The sequence below is a fragment of the Clostridium sp. ETTB3 genome (assembly GCF_053571985.1).
Genome location: NZ_CP199832.1, coordinates 1783151 through 1803929 on the forward strand (window position 1 = coordinate 1783151; position 20779 = coordinate 1803929).

The following is a 20779-nucleotide window of genomic DNA, read 5'->3' on the forward strand; positions in this document are numbered from 1 at the left end:
GTTATAACTCCTCCTCAACCATTAATTCTCTTATTTCCGCTAAAATTACTTCTTCAATTTGCGACTGAGATTTATTTCCCCTTTCAATTTCCTTTAATATTTGAAATGCAATAAATCTAATATCACTTGGCATTTCTTTTAATTTTTCAGATAAATTCACATTAATATCCATCTATATTTCCTCCCTTAATTCCATCATTTCGTTATATACATCCCAAGGTAGTTTATCCATTAAATATTCTAAAGAATATATCCTTAAATATGGTGAAATTAAACTTCTAGCTTGAAATCTATCAATAGCATATCTAGAAAATTCAGCAAATCTTGGCAATTCCTTTGATACAATAGTTTTATATAGCCTTTCAGATATATTGGATGGAATAACTATAAAATCATAAATTTGTGCTAAATTTTTTCCTTTAGCTCTTCTTAAAACCCTACCTCTTCTCTGAATAAATTCTCTAGGATTTGATGTACTTGCTAAAAAGTATGCTTCCCTAGTACTTGGTACATCTACCCCCTCATCTAAACACTTAATAGCCACTAATATTTGAATCTCACCCATAGAAAAATATTTCAATACCTTTCCACGCTCTTTCAAAGGTACATTTGAATCAAATCTATGAACCCTGTACCCTATATAAGATAATTGTAATGTTATCTCATTTATCTCTCCTGGCGCACAATATACTAATGTATGTGAAACTTCATTAATATTTTTATTTTTAAATATTTCAAAAAGAGTATCCTTTTTATTTTTTGCCTTTGATAGTATCATACTTCTTTTTCTATTTATCTCTTCAATTTCTTCTTTATCAGCATTTTTGCTATTGATCTTATTTATTAAAATTTTAGTGAAATATTCATATCGCTTAGATTCTTCTTCAATTAAATCAATTATTATTGGTGAATATTTGTATTCTGTTAAAATGCTATTACTTATTGCCTCTTCCATAGAATATTCATATATAGTATCACCAAAAAATTCTCTCAGAAAAGTTGTACCATTATTATCCCACCACCTATCAGGAGTAGCTGATAATCCTAATCTTGCATCTATTCCATTAAAGTTATGATTTCTAAGTCCTTTTATTCCAAAATAATGACATTCATCACCTATAATAAATGATCTACTTCTTATTTCCCCTATTATTTCATTAAATTCAATAGACGATGCTGTTTTATAAGTTGAAATAACTACTTCCATCTCAGAAATTCCAATATTGAAATCTCTAACCTTTCCTTGAAGCTTATATTTCCATGAATCTTTTAATCCGTAACACTTTAACAAATTTCTAAAACCTAATAGTTCACAGTTTTCTTCCCATTGATCTACAAGATGCGTAAAAGGTACTAAAATTATTAAAAATATTCCTTTGTTGATATTCTTATATTCATTAGCAATAAGCAAACTAGTTATTGTTTTACCAGTTCCAGTTGCCATTTCTAATATCCCTCGCCATTGATTATTCCTAAACTTATTAATTGCATTAATCTGATAATCTCGCGCTGTAATCATATTACCTCCACTAACTATATCAATTCTACTCTTCCAACCTCATCTATTATTATTCTTCCTGATACCTTTAAATCATACGGTATTTTCTTATCCAAAATATCTTCTTGACTTGTAACAACTCCTTTTTCAGATAAAAAGTCATATATTTTTCTTTCATGCATATTACCTCTATACTCATTCTTTATAATATAATAAAGAAAATCAGCAAAAGATTTAATTTCACTATTTTCCCTTACAATTATAACTTTTTCCGATCTAGAGTCCTGAAAAATTCGTCTTATTTGTCTATATCCTTTTCCTGCTACTACGCTTTTAATTAAATGCGGAGTCCACTTATAATCAATATACGGTAAAGCTTTTCTATATCCTTTTAATTCTGATAAAACTAAATATTCATTATCATGAAATTGACTATCTATGTATTCTTTTGTTTCTTTTATTACATCTTCATCAATATTAAAATCTTTAGAATTAACAAACTCGTCATTTCCAATCTCAACAAAAGTACCTTCTTCAATAATATTGGTGACTGTTCTACTATACATCATCTCTTTATATCCCAAAGAATACATAAATTTTCTTATATCTTCCCTATAGAAAGTGTTTTCAAATTTATTTCTTACTACATCTTCTACACTTTTATATTTACATGTTTCATTATATAAGAAATTAATATGCCCATCTATATTGGGTAAAAGTTTCTTTACAATCGCTGCTATAGTTTCATTGCTTTTTATTCTATTTCTTCTAATAAAATCACTAAGTTCACTATTAAACATAATTTCTTTTAGTAACAAAATAGATGTTGTATATCCATCTTTAAACATTAGTTTCTTAACTACTTTTGATATCTCATTATTTTCACCCTCTGTTATATTTAAATGTTGTAATGTGGTAATAAACTTTCCATACCTAATAATATTCTGTGAATCACAAATTGCATTTTCAATTTTTGCTTCTGTCCATCCTAAGCTATTAAGAATTTCATCTTTTGTAGAAGAGCCTCCATTATCATTAATAAACTTAATTAACTTATCTTCTCTGGATGTAATATCAGTATTTATATCCTTGTATATATCTAACGTATTACCCTTACCAACTCTAAATTCATCTCCGTAATAATATTGAATTAATGAATATAATGCTAATTTATTATTAATTCCGTTTTCAATAAACTCATCTTTAAATTCATTAAAAACAACTCCAATATTAACAAAATCTTTAATTTTGAAAATTTCTTTTAAATAATTATATGCTTTCAATACATATTTCCTATTAAAATCATAGTTATCTATATGAACGAATGTAAGTCTATCCACCAATATTATATCCTTATTATCGCGTATTCTTCCCTCCATAGTTTTAACACTATTATTTAAATCAAAATCAAAATGCTTCTTTGCAATAATAGAAATTTGTTTAGCTCCGTCATCATCTAATCGTATCGGCTTCTTTATATACACCTTAAATATTTCTTCAAGCGTAGAATATAATGTCATCTTAACTTTTGTAGCATATTCCCCTTGTATTTTATACCTATAACTAATAAGTAAATCTTCAACTTGTTCTAAACTTACATCATCAATGCCTAATGCTGTTATTCCATTAATTAAAGTGTCTAAATTGTCATATATATTAAAAAATTCAGGCAATTCATTTATTATAGCTTCTATAGATTCTATTTTTTTATCTATTCCTTGATAATTTTTAAAATATACTAAATTTAATGGTTCAAAAATATATATTTTACCAATCTCATTTAATATAATCTTATAATAATATATATTCTCTTCCTTAAAAAATTGTAATAATTCCTTTATAAAGAAAAAATCTCTTCCTATAAACTCTAAAGATAATACTGTATGAAAATTATTATTTAATAAATATTTTACAAATTTATTCTTTCCTCGTACTTCTATTTGCCTAATTCTTTCCCTTGTAACGTTTAGTTTCTTTCCTATTGCAATTAATGTATCTCCATATATATACCTATATTCAAGTACTTCTTTTTCTTTATCATTAATACTTTTTATAGCTTCTTCTAAAAGATATCTTAATTGTTTTGTTTTATTAATAATTTCTGAAATCTTGTTTATCTCTTCATAATTATCCATTAACCCTAAATCTATAATATCCTTATTATTTATTTGCTCTAAAGTTAATGGCGAACAAATTTCTTTATCAACATTGAAAATTTTTCCGATTTCGTTAATACTAATATTTTTAAACTTTTCATACCAATATCCTACAAACTCTATCTTAACTTCTTTTTTAAAGGGCCTTTTTCTTTCAATGCTATTGAATCTTTGTAATATTTCTATCACTAGTTCTAATTTCTTTTTAGTAACTCCCTTTTTATTTGAAAATAATTCTAAATGTCTCTCATTTATCTCCGCACTATCTTTAAGATTCATTTCACCTTTAAAAAATTCTCTTGCATCCTCTAAATTTGATATGCAAAAACAAAAATCTATATCAAAAATATCATAATTAATTTTTATAAAATCTCTTTCATTTTGATATATTTCAATTAATCTATCTATAATTTTTTTAATTTTTATAACACCTATACCCCTAGATTTACATAAATTAATTATTGTTTCATTTGTTATTTGCCTTAAATATTTAACTCCATTCATTGTTAAATATCTCATTGCAAATAGATATGCATTACCATAAAAATACTTCTCTACCCTATCATCAGTACATAGACTATTTTCTTCATTATAACTATTAGTATCATCTAAATTAACTATTATTTTTTCTTCACTACTCTCTCTATAATTTTTTTCTAATTCAAATGTATAAATATTTCTATCTTCTACACATTCTACTTTGTCAAGTACTAAATCATTACTACTAGATGAAACCTTATAAAATTCAAAACCATTTTTATTAAATTCTAATTTTAATTTCTCAATATTAATCTCAGGATTTAATACCTTAAAGCCCTCTAATGGTATATAATTAAAAAATTCATTATTTTTAACTTTAAATCTCGATATAAAATTTCCTAATGAGAATATTTCAAAATCAATATTGGTAAAATCAGCATACTCTTCTGCTTTTAGAAATTCTACATTTTCATATCTCTTATCATAAAATAGCACATTTGGTTTTGTTAAGTGAAATTCAAACCCTCTTAAAGCCATCTCATCAACTACATCTCTAAATGTATCTTGATTTTGCAAATAATAATTTCTTAAATAACTTAACTCTATTTTATAGCTATTTTTGTTATCTATTAAATTTCTAAAACTAATGAGATTATCACTAATCATATCTTGCCACCCATTTATCCAATATGGCATTTTAATATACTCTTGCATATTTACACCTACTTATCATATATTACAAGTTAATACATAGAATGAGACTTTTTTTATATCTCATTCTATTCTAATTATGCCTCATATTCACTTTTATTCTCTGCTACCATTTCATATTCTTCATCATTAAAATCTACATTCCCACACATTAACTCTGCTTGTCTTAAAACAGTTTCTAAAGCTTTCTTAGATTTATCTGGTGGATAATCATATTTCTTTAAAAGTCTCTTAATTATCCTTCTCATACCTGCTTGGGCACTTTTTCTTATGCTCCAATCAATAGAAATATTTCTTCTTATAGCATAAGTTAATTCATGTGCAATCATCTTTAAAGTTTCATCTGTCATAAACTCTTTTACTGCATCATCATCAGTTAATGCATCATAAAAAGCAATTTCATCAGAATTTAATCCTAGCTCTTCTTCTCTAGTTTTCATATTCTTTAAATCATGAGCCATCTTAATTAACTCTTCAATAACTTCTGCATTAGTTATTGCTTGATTTCTATATTTATTTAAAGTTTTCTTTAACTTTTCTGAGAACTTTTCAGATTTAACTAAATTAGTTCTTTCCATAGCTTTTAAGTTACCTTCTAATAACTTCTTAAGCATTTCAGCTGCAAGATTCTTTTCTTTCATTCCTTTTACTTCTTCTAAGAATTCTTCTGAAAGAATTGAAACATCTGGTCTTTTTATTCCTAAAGTATCAAATACATCAATAACTTCCTCTGATATTATTGATTTTTCTAGTAATTGATTAACTCTTGCTTCCATCTCTTGCTTTGATTTTTTAACTACTTTTTTAGTATCTAGCTTAACTAAACTTGCCTTTACAGCTTTAAAGTAACTTACTTCTAAAGCAACTTCTTTCCCCTCATCTGTAGCCGCACATAAAGCATGAGCTTTTGCTAATTCTGTAGCAATTTGTTTAAATTCTTTTTGATCTTTTTCATCAAAACCTAAAACTAGGTTCATACCAGTAGTAATAGCTCTTATTCTTTGTGCTTGAGAATCTCCCATATATCCTGAATAATCTAGTCCATGCACCATATCTCTTAATACTTCTAACTTTTCAACCATTACTGCAATAGCTGCAGATGTGTCTATACCAGTATTATGTTTATCACTATCTGTATACTGTTTTAATGCCTTTTTAAGACTTTCAAGAATTCCTAAGTAGTCAACTACAACTCCACCTGATTTATCTTTAAATACTCTGTTAACTCTAGCAATAGCTTGCATTAAGTTATGTCCTTTCATTGGCTTATCTATATACATAGTATGCATTGATGGAACGTCAAAACCTGTTAGCCACATATCTCTTACTATAACGATTTTTAATTCATCATTATTATCTTTCATTCTATTAGCTAATGTATCTCTTCTTTGTTTACCACCAATATGTGCTTGTAATCTTTCATTATCCGCTGCACTACCAGTCATAACTACTTTTATTTTACCTTTATCAACATCATCAGAATGCCAATCTGGTCTTAATTTAATTATTTCATCATAAAGATCAACACAGATTTTTCTACTCATACAAACAATCATAGCTTTTCCATCTACAGTTTTAGCTTTTTCTTCATAGTGATTTACTATGTCTTCTGCTAACTTTTTAATTCTACTTGGAGAACCTACAACAGCTTCTAATCTTGACCATTTGCTCTTGTACTTCTCTTTATCATTATCTTCTTGACCTTCTGTTATTTCATCAAATTCTTCATCAATTTCTTCAATAATATCTTCATTAGTATCAAGCTTAATTATTCTATTTTCATAATATATTTTTACAGTAGCTCCATCTTCAACAGCTCTAGTCATATCATAAATATCAATATAATCACCAAATACCACTGGAGTTGATTTATCATCAAGTTCAATTGGAGTACCTGTAAATCCTATAAATGTTGCATTAGGAAGTGCATCTCTTAAATATTTAGCATATCCATATTTAACATTACCTTCTTTATCTGTTTTAGCTTCAAATCCATATTGACTTCTATGAGCTTCATCTGCCATTATAATTACGTTTCTTCTATCAGTTAAAGCAGGCATTTCTCCATCTTCTGGCTTGAACTTTTGGATAGTTGTAAATATAATTCCACCAGATTCTCTATCATTAAGTAAATCAAATAATCCATTTACTTCTTTTGAATTATCTTTAGCTTTAACATTAGATTGTTTTTGCTCATCTGAAAGCTTTCTAACATCTGCTTGCTTTGGAGTTTGTCTTAAAATATCAGCTGATTTAGCAAATGTTCCAAATAATTGATCATCTAAGTCATTTCTATCTGTTAAAACAACTATTGTTGGATTGTTTAAGTGCTTTACTAATTGTGCTGCATAAAATACCATTGAAAAGCTCTTACCTGAACCTTGAGTATGCCAAATAACACCGGCTTTTTTATCTCCCTTTTCACTACAAGCTAATTTAGTTTTTTCTACTGCTTTTTTAACTGCAAAGTATTGATGATAACCTGCTAATATTTTTATATTAACTGCCTTATCTCCAATTTTATTACCATTAGCATCATAATCTGCTTTTCTTGAAGTTTGGAATAATAAGAAGTTTTCTACTATATCTAATAAACGCTCCTTAGATAACATACCTCTTAGCATAACTTCATATTGTGGTACATCTAAAGATGCAATAGTTCCACCATCAATACTTCTCCAGTTCATGAATCTCTCTTCATTAGAAGTAATAGTACCAGCTTTAGCATTTATACCATCTGATAATATACAAAATGCATTATAATTAAATAAACTTGGTATATCGTTCTTATAAGTTTGAATTTGATTATAAGCTTCTTCAATACCTACATTTTCATCACTAGCTGATTTTAATTCAACTACTACTAAAGGAATACCATTAACAAAAATAATTAAATCTGGTCTTCTTTCTTCCTTTTCAACTATAGTAAATTGGTTTACTACTAAGAAATCATTTTTATTTATATTTTTAAAATCTATAATATAAGCTTTTTCAGTTTTAATAGCTCCATCTTTACTAAAAGAAACATCTATACCTTCAACTAAAAGCTTATGAAACTCTTTATTATTATCAACTAATACTGGACTATTAAATGTAATAATTTTTCTGTAAGCATCTTCTAAAGCTTCTTCTGGTAAATGTCTATTTATACTAAATAAAGCATCTTTAACTCTTTGCTCTAATAAAACATCTTTATAATTATTTCTTTCAGGAGTATCACCATCATATGCAATATCTGGCCCAAAAGCATAACTATAATCTAATTCTTGAAGTATCTCTATAGCTGCTTGCTCTAAAAGATCTTCTGTGAAATTTTCAAATAAACTCAAATTTCCACACCCCACTTAAATAATTGAGAATTGAGAGGTGAGAATTGAGAATTATTTAAGTTTTTACCCAATTCTTAATCCTCAATTCTGAATTCTCAACTCACCTTAACTACTTTTTATTTTCTTTACAATTGAATGTAATATTTTCTTTATTTCTACACAATCATTTAGGATTGAATTTCCTTCTTTTTCATTTAAATATTCTGTTGCCATTAAAAGCTCTATCCAATACTCAGCTTCTCCTGCTTCTTTTTTATAATTGAGAATAAAGAATTATTTAAATTTTATCCAAATTCTTAATTCTCCATTCTGAATTCTCAACTAATCTATCGGTACTCTTATTTCACCTGACATAAGTTTTGGTAATAACGTATCTCTTAACATTATTAACTTTTCATTTTCTTTAAAATTGTTAGCAATCTTACTCATAATTGGAGATAAATTATTACCTAATTGATTCATAATTGACTTGTCATAAGGTAATGCAATTTTATATTGTGGTATTGTACTTTTAGACAAATGTAATACCGTAGTTCCATTAACATATCCTAAAGCATATTGTTTAAATCTGTAGTCTTTTAATATGAAATATAATAGTTCATTGTTCATTTCCTTAATTTTAGATTTAACCTTAACTGTATCCATTGACATTATTAATTTTTCATAGCTACCTTTTGAAAAAATCATTATTGGATTACCAATAATTTCAGCCCCTTGCGTTAAATCAGTATGCGCAACTATAATATCATTTACTTCTACAAAGTGGTGTGGTTTAACCTTATCAGATATTACTATTTCTTTTAGCCCATCCATCTTATACCCACCATTTCTATCAAAATTTTTTATTGTAATCATTGCATCCTCTGATTCTGAAAGTTCTTTTCCCTTATAAGAATAACCATTGAATGTATCAACAATTTCATCTAATAATATAACTTCCCATCCCTTAGGAATCATTCCCAACTCACTTTCAACCATTTCTCCACTACTACTTTTATATGGCTTACCATATTCATTAGGAAATTCAAAATCAACAAACCATTGTTTAAAAATAGCTTGAGCCATTTCTTCTAGTTTTTTATTTATTTTATTGTTTGTTTCTATCTTTTCATCTAAATCTGATAATACCTTTGCTATTGCCTTTTGTTCTTCTAAACTTGGAAAATTAACTTCCAAAGCTTCTCCTAATCTCACTCTTGATAATTCAGTTTGACCTGTAGAACCTTCGCCTAAATACTCTATGTATTTCTGTTTCATAAACATATAATACCCTAGATAAATTGGGTCAATTTCTGCTTTTGGTCTTACTATAGTAACATGACTATCTACTGTCATCTTTTTATCCAACTTTTTTACTTGGGCAACTCTCCCTAAAGTTCCTACCCCTGTAGAATTTACTAATATATCATATTTTCTTAAATACTTATTTTCGGTAACTTTTTTCTTATTTGAATTGGTTAATCTTGCTAAATCAAAGTTAATTCTATTATCTCTTATACATTTTTGGTTTAATACTACAACTCCTTCTTCAATATCCTCAGTATATGAAGGTGTTATTCCTCTGCTTATTAGTTCACATAAATCAACTAATTTAGCTTTTTTAAACTCACTACTCATTCTTAATTCTCCATTCTCAATTCTTAATTAAAACTCAAATCCTATTCCCCCTAGATTCTTTTTAATCTCCTCCTCTAGGCGTCTTGACTTCTCAAATAGTTCTCCTAGCTCACTTGTTAAAGCTTTCATCTTTTCTTCAAATGGAATTCCATCATCTTCTTGCTCTTTAATTCCTACATATCTTCCTGGAGTTAGTACATATTCATGTTCTCTTACTTCTTCTAATTTAGCTGCTTTGCAGAATCCTTTAATATCTTCATATTGTCCATTTAAATTTCTATAATTATGGTAAGTATCTGATATTTTCTTAATATCTTCTTCACTTAACTCTCTATGTCTTCTATCTACCATAGTTCCTAAGTTTCTAGCATCTATAAATAATATTTCATCTTCTCTTTCTCTAAACTTAGGGTTATCCTTTTTATTTCTATTTAATATCCATAAAGATACTGGTATCTGTGTAGAATAAAATAATTTTTCAGGTAATGCTACTATAGCATCTACTAGTTTTGCATCTACTAGATTCTTTCTTATTACTCCTTCATTAGAAGTATTTGAAGATAAAGCCCCATTTGCTAAAACTACTCCTGCAACTCCATTTGGTGCAAGGTGGTATACTATATGTTCAAGCCATGCATAGTTTGCATTACCTTCTGGTGGTACCCCGTACTTCCATCTAACGTCTTCTGTTAATTTATTTCCGCCCCAGTCACTAATATTAAATGGCGGATTTGCAAGTACATAATCTGCTTTTAATGTTTTGTGTAAATCATCATGGAAAGTATCTGCTTGATGTGGTCCTATGTTACCATCTAAACCTCTAATAGCTAAGTTCATCTTACATAGTTTCCAAGTTGTTGCATTAAGCTCTTGACCATATATTGATAAGTCACCTATTCTACCTGCATGTTCTTCAATGAACTTTTCACTTTGAATAAACATACCACCTGATCCACAAGCTGGGTCATATATTCTACCTTTATAAGGCTCTATCATTTCTACTAAAGTTTTAACTACAGATGTAGGAGTATAGAACTCTCCACCACCTTTTCCTTCTGAACTTGCAAATTGTCCTAAGAAATATTCATATACTCTACCTAAAAGGTCCTTTTCACCATTTTTATGAAGTCTTATAGTTGAAATTAAATCTATAAGCTCTCCAAGTCTTCTTTTATCAAGTTCTGGTCTTGCATATCTCTTATCAAGAACACCTTTTAATGTAGGGTTTTCTTTTTCTATAAGAATCATTGCATCATCAATTATTTGTCCTATTTTAGGGTCTTTTGCATTATCTTTTAAATAACCCCATCTTGCTTCTTTTGGTACCCAGAAGATATTTTCTGCTTCGTATTCATCTCTATCTTCTTCAAAGCCATCTCCTTCTTCAACTAACTCTTCATATTTAGTTTCAAATTTATCTGATATATATTTCATGAATATAAGACCTAATACTACATACTTATATTCTGCTGAATCCATACTTCCTCTTAATTTATCTGCTGATTTCCATAGCGTTTCTTCAAATCCAATGTTTGCACTTGACATTTATATTCCTCCAAACTTTTAATTACTTTTTAAAAATTATTGTCATCAAAAACTTCAAATATTTCACTTTCAAACTCTGCTTGCTCTTCTCCTGTAGTTATACCTTCCGGTAACACTTCTAAGTAATGAGCAAGAGCTTCGATTGTTTTATGAACTATACTTTCATGTTGTCCTTTTTCTAAAACCTCTACCACAAGCTTGTATATATCAATATAAGGATTAGGATCTGCTATTTCTAGAGAATTCTTAAATCTATTAATTAATTTAGCCTTTTCAATATTCCTCTCTAAAGAATTTATTTCTTCTTTATCATATGTAGGAACTTTAACCATATCGTTAATATCTTCTCCAAAATAAACGGCTTGCTCATTTTTTATTATTGGCTTTAAGTCTCTTTTTAGCTTTTCCTTTTGTATTTCTAACTTATCTATTTCATCAATATTTTTGCTAAAGTACTCAGCCTTTATCCCAAATAGTTCTTCTAATATAGGAAGATATTTTTTAGGAATATTTTGTTTTCCTTTTATCCACATATTAATATTTTGTTTCTTTATACCCAGTTTTTCTGCTAGTTCTATATGTTGCATATCATACAAAGCTAATATATATTCTAACCCTTTTATATTACCACCACACTTTACAAACTAGATTTTATTGTCTTAGTCAATATAGTTATATTGTACAACCTTTTATTGTCTAGATCAATATTTTATATACCATTATTTGCGAAAAGGTAGTTACATTTAATCAACTACCTTTACTAATTTTTACATATTATTTTTTATGATAATTTATAATACTTAAAGCTTATTCATCATTTTAAACCAATTACTCAACCTTTGATATTTATAATTTTTAACAGTTCTAATTTATCACATTTAAGTAACCTCTTATGTAAAACTTATTCAAAGCTTTTGGTTATATTCTTAAAGAAATTATCATATTTATCTGCTCCTAAATTAATAACATAAAGACTACTAATTGCTCTTGTAATAGAAACATACATATTTTCTTCTTCACAATTTTCATCATATAATAAAAACAACGTATGTATTTCCCACCCTTTAAAACTTTTTATTGTTGATAGCTTAATTTTTCCATCATTCATTCTAAAATTACACTTTTTAGCCCTTCTAATTGATGTTAATTTTTTTTCTGCTTTATCTTTATCATTTTTATCAATAATATCTTGATATTGCTCTTCTGTTTCATGCATTATTGTAGATAATATTTTATAATTTTTTCTTAAAATCTCTTCTATTTGTCTAACACTTTCAACCCTTGGTGAAATAATAGCTATATCATTATTATTAAGTGAATTACTTTTTACATATTTAATAATATCATCTACAATCTTTGTATAATCATTATCTTCATTTACTTTCTTATACTTTATATGACTATCACTAAATAAATTTTGCTGATATACTATCTCAAATTCATCACTTGAATATTTTTCAGATAAAAATTCACTTTGAAACTTTTGTGCAACAATTGCTGTTTTCTCCTTTAATCTATAACATTTCTTTAGCGTCTTCCACGTTCCTCTTACATTAGTTTTACATTTATTTTCTTTATCTAACTCTCTATCATAAATATTTTGCTTTTCATCACCAACTAATAAATATTCACCATTTTTCTTAAGAAAATTTTCTTTTATTATTTTAAGCCATTCATATTTAAAGTCCTGAACTTCATCTATAAAAATTCCATCAAACTTATCATAACTTAAGTCTATACCATTAAATAATTCTATATTATCATATGATTCTAGATTGATCGTAATAGAATGGTTATTAGCCATACTATTAATGAATTGATGATAGTTTGTAATTACAAATTCTTTTCTTATCATTCTATCTATATTATTTTTTTTGTAATGCTAGTCCAATTCTTTCTTCTATATAATTTTTTAATGTAATATTATAAGTAAGTATTAATATCTTTCCCTTTGTTCTTTTATAACAATTAGCCGCCCGCTCTGCTAATACAATTGTTTTTCCTGAACCTGCAACACCTTTTATTTTATAATTACCTACTTTACTTTTAGCACACTCCATTTGCTCTTCATCTAAACTGATGTTTATTCGATCTTCATACAATTGAAATGATGGTTGTAGTATTCTTTTGCTTTCTATGTATAACTCTTCATTAAAATATATACTACTTCCATTTATTCTAGTATTTCTCATTAATGCATCAATGCCACTTTTAGTAATATTATCTCTTCCCATAATATTACTACTAATATTTGATACATTTCGTAAATAACTAAGTGAACTTGAGTTTTCCTTATGAAAATATACAGCTATTTGAACTACATTTTTTATATTATTTTTTCTCATACTCGCATCTTCTAACATAGGCATATGTAGTTCACATATACTTTTTTTATATCTTAATGCTTGATGTATTGGACTTTTTATATATGCATTGTTTTTTCTTAAACTAAAATTTCCTCTATTATCTATTCTATAATTTGATAATTCCCAATCTTTTACCTCTATAATTAAAATTCCGCCCTTTTTTCTTAAAATTATAATATCGGGCTTGTCTCCGTTTAGTAACGGCTGAAAATAAATCTCATAGGAGTCATCTAAGTACTCTTCAAACTTATTTATTAAAAATAATTCTCCTTCTGTTGGAGCAGGTTTAGTTGTTAAAATTTCTTCTTTGCTTGGAAATAATACTGCCATTTTATACCTCTATTCTTTATTAACAATTCAGTGCTATTCTTATAATTTTTAAATCTCGTTTTGATAATTCAGTTATTTTTTCTATTACATCATCATCTAAATTATTCTCTATAGCATTCTTGGCCATTTTTATTTGTTGTTCAAATTTTGCATTATCTATAATTTCATTTACATCTTCCATTTTTTCTTTACTTTCCTTCTTCATATCATTTACTGTTAATTCTTTTTGTCCTTCTGTAGCCTTTAAAAGCTCTGTATTTTTCTTTACTTATAAGTCTTCCATTAAATATGACTTATCTAATTCTTCTATATCTTCATTACATTTTATATTTTCTGTTAAATCTATTACTTTTTCACTATCTATAGGTTCTACTTTTTTAACATCCTCATTTTTAACTTTCATATCATCTATATTGGATTTTTCTATAACTTTACTTTTCTCTTTCTCTATATCAATCTGTCTAAATCCACATGCAACTTTTATTTCTTCTTTTATTTCCCTAGTAATTGTATTCTCTTCTTCAATTCTCACAAATATATATTTTAGTGCTACACATTTCTTTTCTATATCTTGTATAGTAGAAATCATACCTTTTAAATCATTTGCTAACTTTTCATATTTATTTCCTTCATCTTTATATTTCTTATTGTTTCCTGCACTAAAGCTAAATCCATCATATCTTATAAACAAATCGGTAAATCCATCTAATAATTTCCAAATACTTTCTTGCTTATTATATATTTTTTTAATATTTCCATTTATTCTATCAATTAAACTTTCAACTTTAGATATTTTTATATTACTTTCATTATAATCTTCAATGCTAGTACATAATAATAAATCATTAGCCGTATTTTCAAACCAAGTATTAGCTTCTTTAATAAGCTCTCTATTTTTACTAATTAATTTATTTGCCTCTTTATATGTATCATTATTTTTCTCAGCAAATATTTTAAGATTTTTCTCTACTACATTATTTACCATGCTATTTAATTTATATTGTCTAGAGTTAAATAAATAATTGAATTTATAATAATACTGAATAAAGAATTTATAAGCATATTCATCATCTATTAAATTTTTCTCATTATTATTTTTAATTACAAAATCAAAAATATCTTTGATAACTTTATCACCTTTATTTTTACAATTGTTTTCTATTATATCTAAATAAAGTCTAAAGTAATTTTTTCTCTTTCTATTTTCAATAAGATCATTTACTTTTAGGGTTTCCTTTATTAAATTAAACTCTCTATAAATATAACTTATTAATCTATCTTCTATAATTTCTTTTTCTTTATTAGTAAAGTCATAGGTTGCTTTTAATGCTGTATTTAATTTATTCGCACTATCATAATCTAAATACTCACCAAGTCTTAAAACTTCAAAAATATATTTTTTATTTATTGATATCTTTAAATACATATCAATAGCATTTTTAAAGTCTTTAAGTTCTTCATAAGCTCTTGCTATATATTCATAACTCTTAACTTCATAATCAGCAATAATTTTATTCTTATACTCTATAAGCTCTTTATATTTTTTCAATTCATAATAAATTTCTACTACTCTATTTGCTACTGATTTATTATTAATTGCTAAGTATAAATTTAATGCCTTTTCTATTTTATTAAATGTTTCATAAGACTCTATAATCTTAATAATCAGCTCTTCAACTCTTTCATTACTAACATCTGTATTAAACATTAACTTTCTAATTGTTTCTTTTTCAATTGGTAATTTACATTCTTCTTCATATACCTTAATTATGTCACTTTTATTTTCTAATTCATAATAAGATTCTATAGCTTTTCCAAATTCTTTAGTTTTATAATGACATATAAATGCATGTAATTTAAAATCTTTTGAGTTACTTGTACATTTTTCTAAAATTTTATATGTTCTATTTTCATAATCAAAGGCTTGATTTTCTTTATATACAGTAATTGCTTCTTTCAAAAGTTCATTATTATAATAAACCTCTATTGCCTTATCCATATTATTAATTTTAAAACACACATCTATTGCTTTATTTACACTTTTAGTATTATCATATGATTCAATAATCATATTTCCATATTTATTATCATATATATCACTATTCTTATTTTCATATATATCAATTATTTCATCATATTTTTTATCATTAAAAAGTAGTTCTACTGCTTTAATATAATCATTTATTGCTATATAAATTTTAGCAGCATCATTATTTAAATTAAGATTCTCATAAGAATTAGCCACCATATATAAAACTTCATTATCTTTATTTTTCTCTATTTCCTTACTAGCTTTTTCAAAACATCTTAATACTGCGTTAAAATCATCTTTTTCATAATATATTTTTATTGATTCTATATTATATTTTATATCTAATGTTAATAAGTAAAGTTCAAAATATATATTATGATTTTTATAATGATTTATTTTATCTGAAATTTTTAATGCACTTAAATATACCTCTTCTTTTTTTATCTTAAGTGATAAATCTATTATCTTTTCACCTAAGTTTTTTATTTTTTGAATATACTTTTTAGAATATACCTTTTTAAATTCATCTATAGATATATTGTATGCTTTCATATAATTACCTTGAAGTTCACACAATCTAATTGCTTCTTCAATATTATTTTCTTGTATAAAAAAGTTTATAGCTTCTTCATTTCTATTCAATCTCTTATATGCTTTACCTATACATTTTTTTGCATCAAGATCATAGTTATAATTTCTAGTTCCGCTATAATAATCAATTACTTCATCATACAACTCTTCATTTCATATAATCTTATAATTGAATTATGATTACGCTCCTTTTTTAAAGTATTTATATTATCATATAACTTTTTAATATATTTATCTTTATCAAATTTAATATTAAAATCATCTTTTAAGCAATCTGCAATTTCTTTATTATTTCTTAATGCAAATAGCATTAATTTATTTCTGTCATTTTTTAGTACTTTGTTAAAATAAATATATACTATTTCTTTATCATCTAATATTATGGCAACATTAACTATTTCTATATATATATTATTGTTTTGTACTTTTATTGCCCTTAATAGACTAATTAAAGTATTAAAGGATTTTAATTTATAAAAAATATTTATTCCATCATCTAAAATATCTTTATTTAATGTTTTTTCATAAGTTTCTAATAAGGATTTACCTTCATTTAGTAAAATTGCTTTACTTTCTCCACCTAATGATACTAATAAATCTTTAGTAAATTCATCAAATGCAGTTTCACTATCTTTAGTTAACTTTATATAGTTATCTACATGCAAATGTTCATCTATAATTTTATTTTTAAACTTTTCATATATTATAGTATTTAAATTTCTTAACTCTTCTTCACTTGAAAAATGTATCATTAAATTTTCACTTGCTCTAATTATACCTACATACCATTTTCTAAAATCTATATCAGATACTATTTCTCTTGCATCTAAAAGACTCATAAAATCTAAAATTATTAAATTTGAAAATTCTAGTCCTTTTATATTTTCTTCATTAAAATATTCAATACCAACTATCTTATTTCTTCCATATTCATCTATAAAATCATTGTAATACTTATGATAACTATCTCCAAAAGCTAATATTCCTATATTCAAATCGCTTTCTGGCATAAATGAATTTTTTATTTTTTCTATAACATAATTAATATCTCTTTCAATAAGTATTTTTACCTTATTAGAATTTATATTAGCTTTTAATTTTTTTCACTCTCTTCTATATTTTCAATGAAATTCTTAGCAAACTTTTGTATATTATATGAATTTCTATAACTATACTTTAAATTTGTTACATCACAATTAACTCTATTTTTTAAATTTCTAATAGTGCTTCCTTCTAATGATATTCTTTGATTTAAATCATAAGCTAAAACTATTTTAGATTTATTTGTATTCTGATTTTCTAAAAATTTATCAATTAAATTATACTCTACTTGAGATAAATCTTGCATTTCATCAATTAAAACTGCATCATAATTTGAATAGTTTTTATTATATTTTAATGCTTCATTTATATCGCTAAGGTAATCACCCCATAATAGCTTTTTTCTTAATTTTTTTACCTCAACCTTATATTCAATTACTATAGAAATTATATTATCTATATTTTTATCACTTAAATTTATTTCTTTTCTACTAATAAGCTTAATTAATTTTTCCCTAACTATCGTATCTATTACTTCATCTGAGTCATCTAACTTTATATCTACTAATAGAGACATAATCATTCTTACAAGCTCACTATTATGTATTCCTAAGAAAGTATTATCTTTTAATTTACTAAAGCTTTTTTTTATTATTCTTTTTATTAAATCTTCACATTCATCAAATGTAATATATTTATTTTTTTCTATTCCTAGTATCGGTGATAGATAATCTCTCAAAAACTCTTCATATGTATAAACATTAGCTTTATCTTTTATTTCTATATTATTATTTTTCGATTCTACTAAATCGTAAATAAAATCATTAAATTTATCTTTTAATGTCTTTGTAAATACAATATAAAGAAATTCTCTATTTCTTCATAAGCTAATCTATGCAACACTAATGTTTTACCTGAACCAGCAGCTCCAGATATAGCTTGTATAATTTCTTTATTATCTATAAATTTTTCAATAACTTCTTTTTGATTACTATCTAAATAATAATCAAACTCTATACTTTTTGAGTTTATTATCTCTCTTAGACACCTTTGAATTTTTCCATAATCATCTTCTATTTCTTTTTCTAAAAATTGATTACCTTCTATTACTTCTACTAGATTATTATGCTTATACTCTGATTCTAGTAATGATACTACTTTCATATCACTATAATCTCCAATATTCCAGATTATAAGTGATTCTAAATCATCTGCAACATCAAAAATTATCTTATCCCTATACAATATTTTACCTTCATAAAGTGGATCAATTATATATTTTATCTGTATATCATTTTCAACTAACATATTTTTGTAATTATATATATATTTATTTAATTCATCAAAAAGAGCTTGCTCTCTCTTAATCTTCTTTATGACCGCTTTATGAATATAAAATTTTATCATTTTAATTCCCTCCTATTCATAAAAGTTTTCTGTTACTTTCAATTATATTTTATACTTGAATTATTCCTTAATGCTTTATCTTTTCTCTTATCTCACTTATATCATAATAATAACTCAAATACTCCAAAAACGGCTCCTTCAAACTTTCCTTATCAAGCATAGGAGATAAAACTACAGGATAACTCTTATTAAATTCAAATATAACCCTTCTGCCAACACGTTCATCCTTACCAAGATCAGGTCTATTCTTTATCTTAGCTTTCATTACCTTAGCTAAATCCAATTCATCAATAATATCTAAAATATTTAATAAAAACTTATCATTTCTAAAAATCTCATATTTAATAATATAATTATACAAATCAAGATTATCAAAGATCAGCTCATAATATCTTTGTCTTTCCTCTTCAGTTTCAACATTATCATTTACATACTGTGCTGCTAGTACACACTTATAGATATAATTTTGCCAATCAAAATTCTTAACCACTACAGTATCAAACTCTTTTTTACCCTCCTTTATCTGCGGATATTTCTCAAGTAAATACTCTCTTTTATAAACAGTAAACAGTGAATGCCAAAATAACTCATCAAAATGTACATCTCTATCAGTTTTCAAATAATATTTAGATATCACATTTACAGCTTCAATAAATAATTCCTTTTTCTCACTTTCACTACCTCTTCCCATATAAATTGGAAAATCAGGTGCTTCGTCTATATAAACTACATCTCCACTAAAATAATCATCATTACTTCTTATTTGATCTTCTAAAAAGTCATTATAAAACCGTTCACTTTTCTTATATCCATTCTTTAAAAGCCTAATTTCCATTAGAATATAACCTCCTTACTGCAGCCGTATATTTTTCTAACATCTTATCTGATATAGAATAAATAACTTCATCAATATTTTCTATATTTAATTCACTAATCTTTTTCTTTCTCATAAGATTATATAATTTAAAATCTAACCCATCATTTGGTGGTTCCATTTCCTCTAAATCAACACTTTCATGATCCTCACTATTATTTACAATAAATCTATATAAAGCTTTTTGTAATCCCATATATACATAAGGATTATTAAATGTACTACTTTGTGGTAGATCTGTAAATTGTAAAGATTCATTCTTATAATTTATAATAATTGTTTCACTACCAAGTTCAATTTTTACACCTGACTTTAAATTTGGATTAACCTTTTTTTCAAATAACTCTAAAGGTTTATTATTACTTCCATTAAATATTACACTATTAGAAAAACCTAATATTGCATTTTTAGGCACTTCTACCTCACTTCTAAATTCATCATAAAAATGATCCAAATCATGATTATTTTTAAAGTTAATTTTTTCATTTGATTGTATAAATAATTGAATTGTAGTTTTATTACTCAATGATATTCTTGACTTTGGAATACTCTTACTTTTTTGCCCATATTCAATATTAAAAAATTTATTATCTTTAGACTTAATAATTAATATTAAGGTTGCTTGTCCATTTTTAAGTAATCCCTGGATAAATGGAGAAGTAATATCATATTTTATTTCAAATATATACTCATTAGTATTTTCTTCTAAATCAATATCTAATATAAAACTACAATTATCATAACTATTTGATGTATTTGTTAATATAGGATATGGAAAATTCGCATCTTTCTTGTAAATCAT

17 protein-coding genes are annotated in these 20779 nt (G+C 25.6%); all 17 read right to left on the bottom strand.

Annotated features, from left to right (window positions below):
• Position 1: 1 nt before the first annotated feature.
• Positions 2-172, bottom strand: coding sequence for a hypothetical protein (locus ACUN06_RS08805; protein WP_294161508.1), 171 nt, complete (start codon positions 170-172; stop codon positions 2-4).
• The gene (locus tag ACUN06_RS08810) at positions 173-1519 is read right to left on the bottom strand and encodes a DEAD/DEAH box helicase family protein (protein WP_449389648.1); all 1347 of its coding nucleotides are present in this window, start codon (positions 1517-1519) and stop codon (positions 173-175) included.
• 14 nt (positions 1520-1533) lie between these two features.
• Positions 1534-4848 carry a sigma factor-like helix-turn-helix DNA-binding protein gene (locus ACUN06_RS08815; protein ID WP_449389649.1) on the bottom strand — a complete coding sequence of 1105 codons (3315 nt, stop codon included), beginning with the start codon at positions 4846-4848 and terminating at the stop codon, positions 1534-1536.
• Positions 4849-4922: 74 nt separating this feature from the next.
• Complete coding sequence (locus ACUN06_RS08820; protein ID WP_449389650.1) at positions 4923-8174, bottom strand: type I restriction endonuclease subunit R; 3252 nt, start codon at positions 8172-8174, stop codon at positions 4923-4925.
• 105 nt (positions 8175-8279) lie between these two features.
• Entirely contained in the window at positions 8280-8441 is a 162-nt protein-coding gene (locus tag ACUN06_RS08825) for a four helix bundle protein (protein WP_449390265.1), read from the bottom strand.
• A 54-nt stretch (positions 8442-8495) separates the two neighbouring features.
• The gene (locus ACUN06_RS08830) at positions 8496-9791 is read right to left on the bottom strand and encodes a restriction endonuclease subunit S (RefSeq protein ID WP_449389651.1); all 1296 of its coding nucleotides are present in this window, start codon (positions 9789-9791) and stop codon (positions 8496-8498) included.
• A gap of 27 nt (positions 9792-9818) precedes the next feature.
• The gene (locus ACUN06_RS08835) at positions 9819-11336 is read right to left on the bottom strand and encodes a class I SAM-dependent DNA methyltransferase (protein ID WP_449389652.1); all 1518 of its coding nucleotides are present in this window, start codon (positions 11334-11336) and stop codon (positions 9819-9821) included.
• A 29-nt stretch (positions 11337-11365) separates the two neighbouring features.
• The gene (locus ACUN06_RS08840) at positions 11366-11923 is read right to left on the bottom strand and encodes a helix-turn-helix domain-containing protein (protein ID WP_449390266.1); all 558 of its coding nucleotides are present in this window, start codon (positions 11921-11923) and stop codon (positions 11366-11368) included.
• Between the two features lie 314 nt (positions 11924-12237).
• Positions 12238-13191 (bottom strand): hypothetical protein, encoded by a 954-nt coding sequence (locus tag ACUN06_RS08845; RefSeq protein ID WP_449389653.1) that lies wholly within the window; start codon positions 13189-13191, stop codon positions 12238-12240.
• A gap of 10 nt (positions 13192-13201) precedes the next feature.
• Positions 13202-14032 carry an NERD domain-containing protein gene (locus ACUN06_RS08850; RefSeq protein WP_449389654.1) on the bottom strand — a complete coding sequence of 277 codons (831 nt, stop codon included), beginning with the start codon at positions 14030-14032 and terminating at the stop codon, positions 13202-13204.
• Between the two features lie 19 nt (positions 14033-14051).
• On the bottom strand, positions 14052-14237 hold the full coding sequence (locus tag ACUN06_RS08855) for a hypothetical protein (RefSeq protein ID WP_449389655.1): 186 nt from the start codon (positions 14235-14237) through the stop codon (positions 14052-14054).
• Between the two features lie 63 nt (positions 14238-14300).
• The gene (locus ACUN06_RS08860; protein ID WP_449389656.1) at positions 14301-16799 is read right to left on the bottom strand and encodes a tetratricopeptide repeat protein; all 2499 of its coding nucleotides are present in this window, start codon (positions 16797-16799) and stop codon (positions 14301-14303) included.
• Positions 16784-17650, bottom strand: a complete 867-nt coding sequence (locus ACUN06_RS08865) for a hypothetical protein (protein WP_449389657.1) — start codon at positions 17648-17650, stop codon at positions 16784-16786. Before ACUN06_RS08865 ends, ACUN06_RS08860 begins: the two co-directional genes overlap by 16 nt.
• A 98-nt stretch (positions 17651-17748) precedes the next feature.
• The gene (locus ACUN06_RS08870; RefSeq protein WP_449390267.1) at positions 17749-18555 is read right to left on the bottom strand and encodes a hypothetical protein; all 807 of its coding nucleotides are present in this window, start codon (positions 18553-18555) and stop codon (positions 17749-17751) included.
• Positions 18534-19103, bottom strand: a complete 570-nt coding sequence (locus ACUN06_RS08875; RefSeq protein WP_449389658.1) for a hypothetical protein — start codon at positions 19101-19103, stop codon at positions 18534-18536. Before ACUN06_RS08875 ends, ACUN06_RS08870 begins: the two co-directional genes overlap by 22 nt.
• A gap of 67 nt (positions 19104-19170) precedes the next feature.
• Positions 19171-19938 carry a hypothetical protein gene (locus ACUN06_RS08880; protein ID WP_449389659.1) on the bottom strand — a complete coding sequence of 256 codons (768 nt, stop codon included), beginning with the start codon at positions 19936-19938 and terminating at the stop codon, positions 19171-19173.
• Entirely contained in the window at positions 19928-20779 is an 852-nt protein-coding gene (locus tag ACUN06_RS08885) for a hypothetical protein (RefSeq protein WP_412344951.1), read from the bottom strand. The genes ACUN06_RS08880 and ACUN06_RS08885 overlap by 11 nt, the downstream gene beginning before the upstream one ends.

Bases quoted from the DNA above. Each gene is read 5' to 3' on its own strand.
- ACUN06_RS08840 (WP_449390266.1), bottom strand. From the start codon at position 11,923: ATGCAACATATAGAACTAGCAGAAAAACTGGGTATAAAGAAACAAAAT.
- ACUN06_RS08815 (WP_449389649.1), bottom strand. From the start codon at position 4,848: ATGCAAGAGTATATTAAAATGCCATATTGGATAAATGGGTGGCAAGAT.
- ACUN06_RS08855 (WP_449389655.1), bottom strand. From the start codon at position 14,237: ATGAAGAAGGAAAGTAAAGAAAAAATGGAAGATGTAAATGAAATTATA.
- ACUN06_RS08830 (WP_449389651.1), bottom strand. From the start codon at position 9,791: ATGAGTAGTGAGTTTAAAAAAGCTAAATTAGTTGATTTATGTGAACTA.
- ACUN06_RS08875 (WP_449389658.1), bottom strand. From the start codon at position 19,103: ATGATAAAATTTTATATTCATAAAGCGGTCATAAAGAAGATTAAGAGA.
- ACUN06_RS08885 (WP_412344951.1), bottom strand. From the start codon at position 20,779: ATGATTTACAAGAAAGATGCGAATTTTCCATATCCTATATTAACAAAT.
- ACUN06_RS08850 (WP_449389654.1), bottom strand. From the start codon at position 14,032: ATGGCAGTATTATTTCCAAGCAAAGAAGAAATTTTAACAACTAAACCT.
- ACUN06_RS08810 (WP_449389648.1), bottom strand. From the start codon at position 1,519: ATGATTACAGCGCGAGATTATCAGATTAATGCAATTAATAAGTTTAGG.
- ACUN06_RS08835 (WP_449389652.1), bottom strand. From the start codon at position 11,336: ATGTCAAGTGCAAACATTGGATTTGAAGAAACGCTATGGAAATCAGCA.
- ACUN06_RS08845 (WP_449389653.1), bottom strand. From the start codon at position 13,191: ATGATAAGAAAAGAATTTGTAATTACAAACTATCATCAATTCATTAAT.
- ACUN06_RS08880 (WP_449389659.1), bottom strand. From the start codon at position 19,938: ATGGAAATTAGGCTTTTAAAGAATGGATATAAGAAAAGTGAACGGTTT.
- ACUN06_RS08805 (WP_294161508.1), bottom strand. From the start codon at position 172: ATGGATATTAATGTGAATTTATCTGAAAAATTAAAAGAAATGCCAAGT.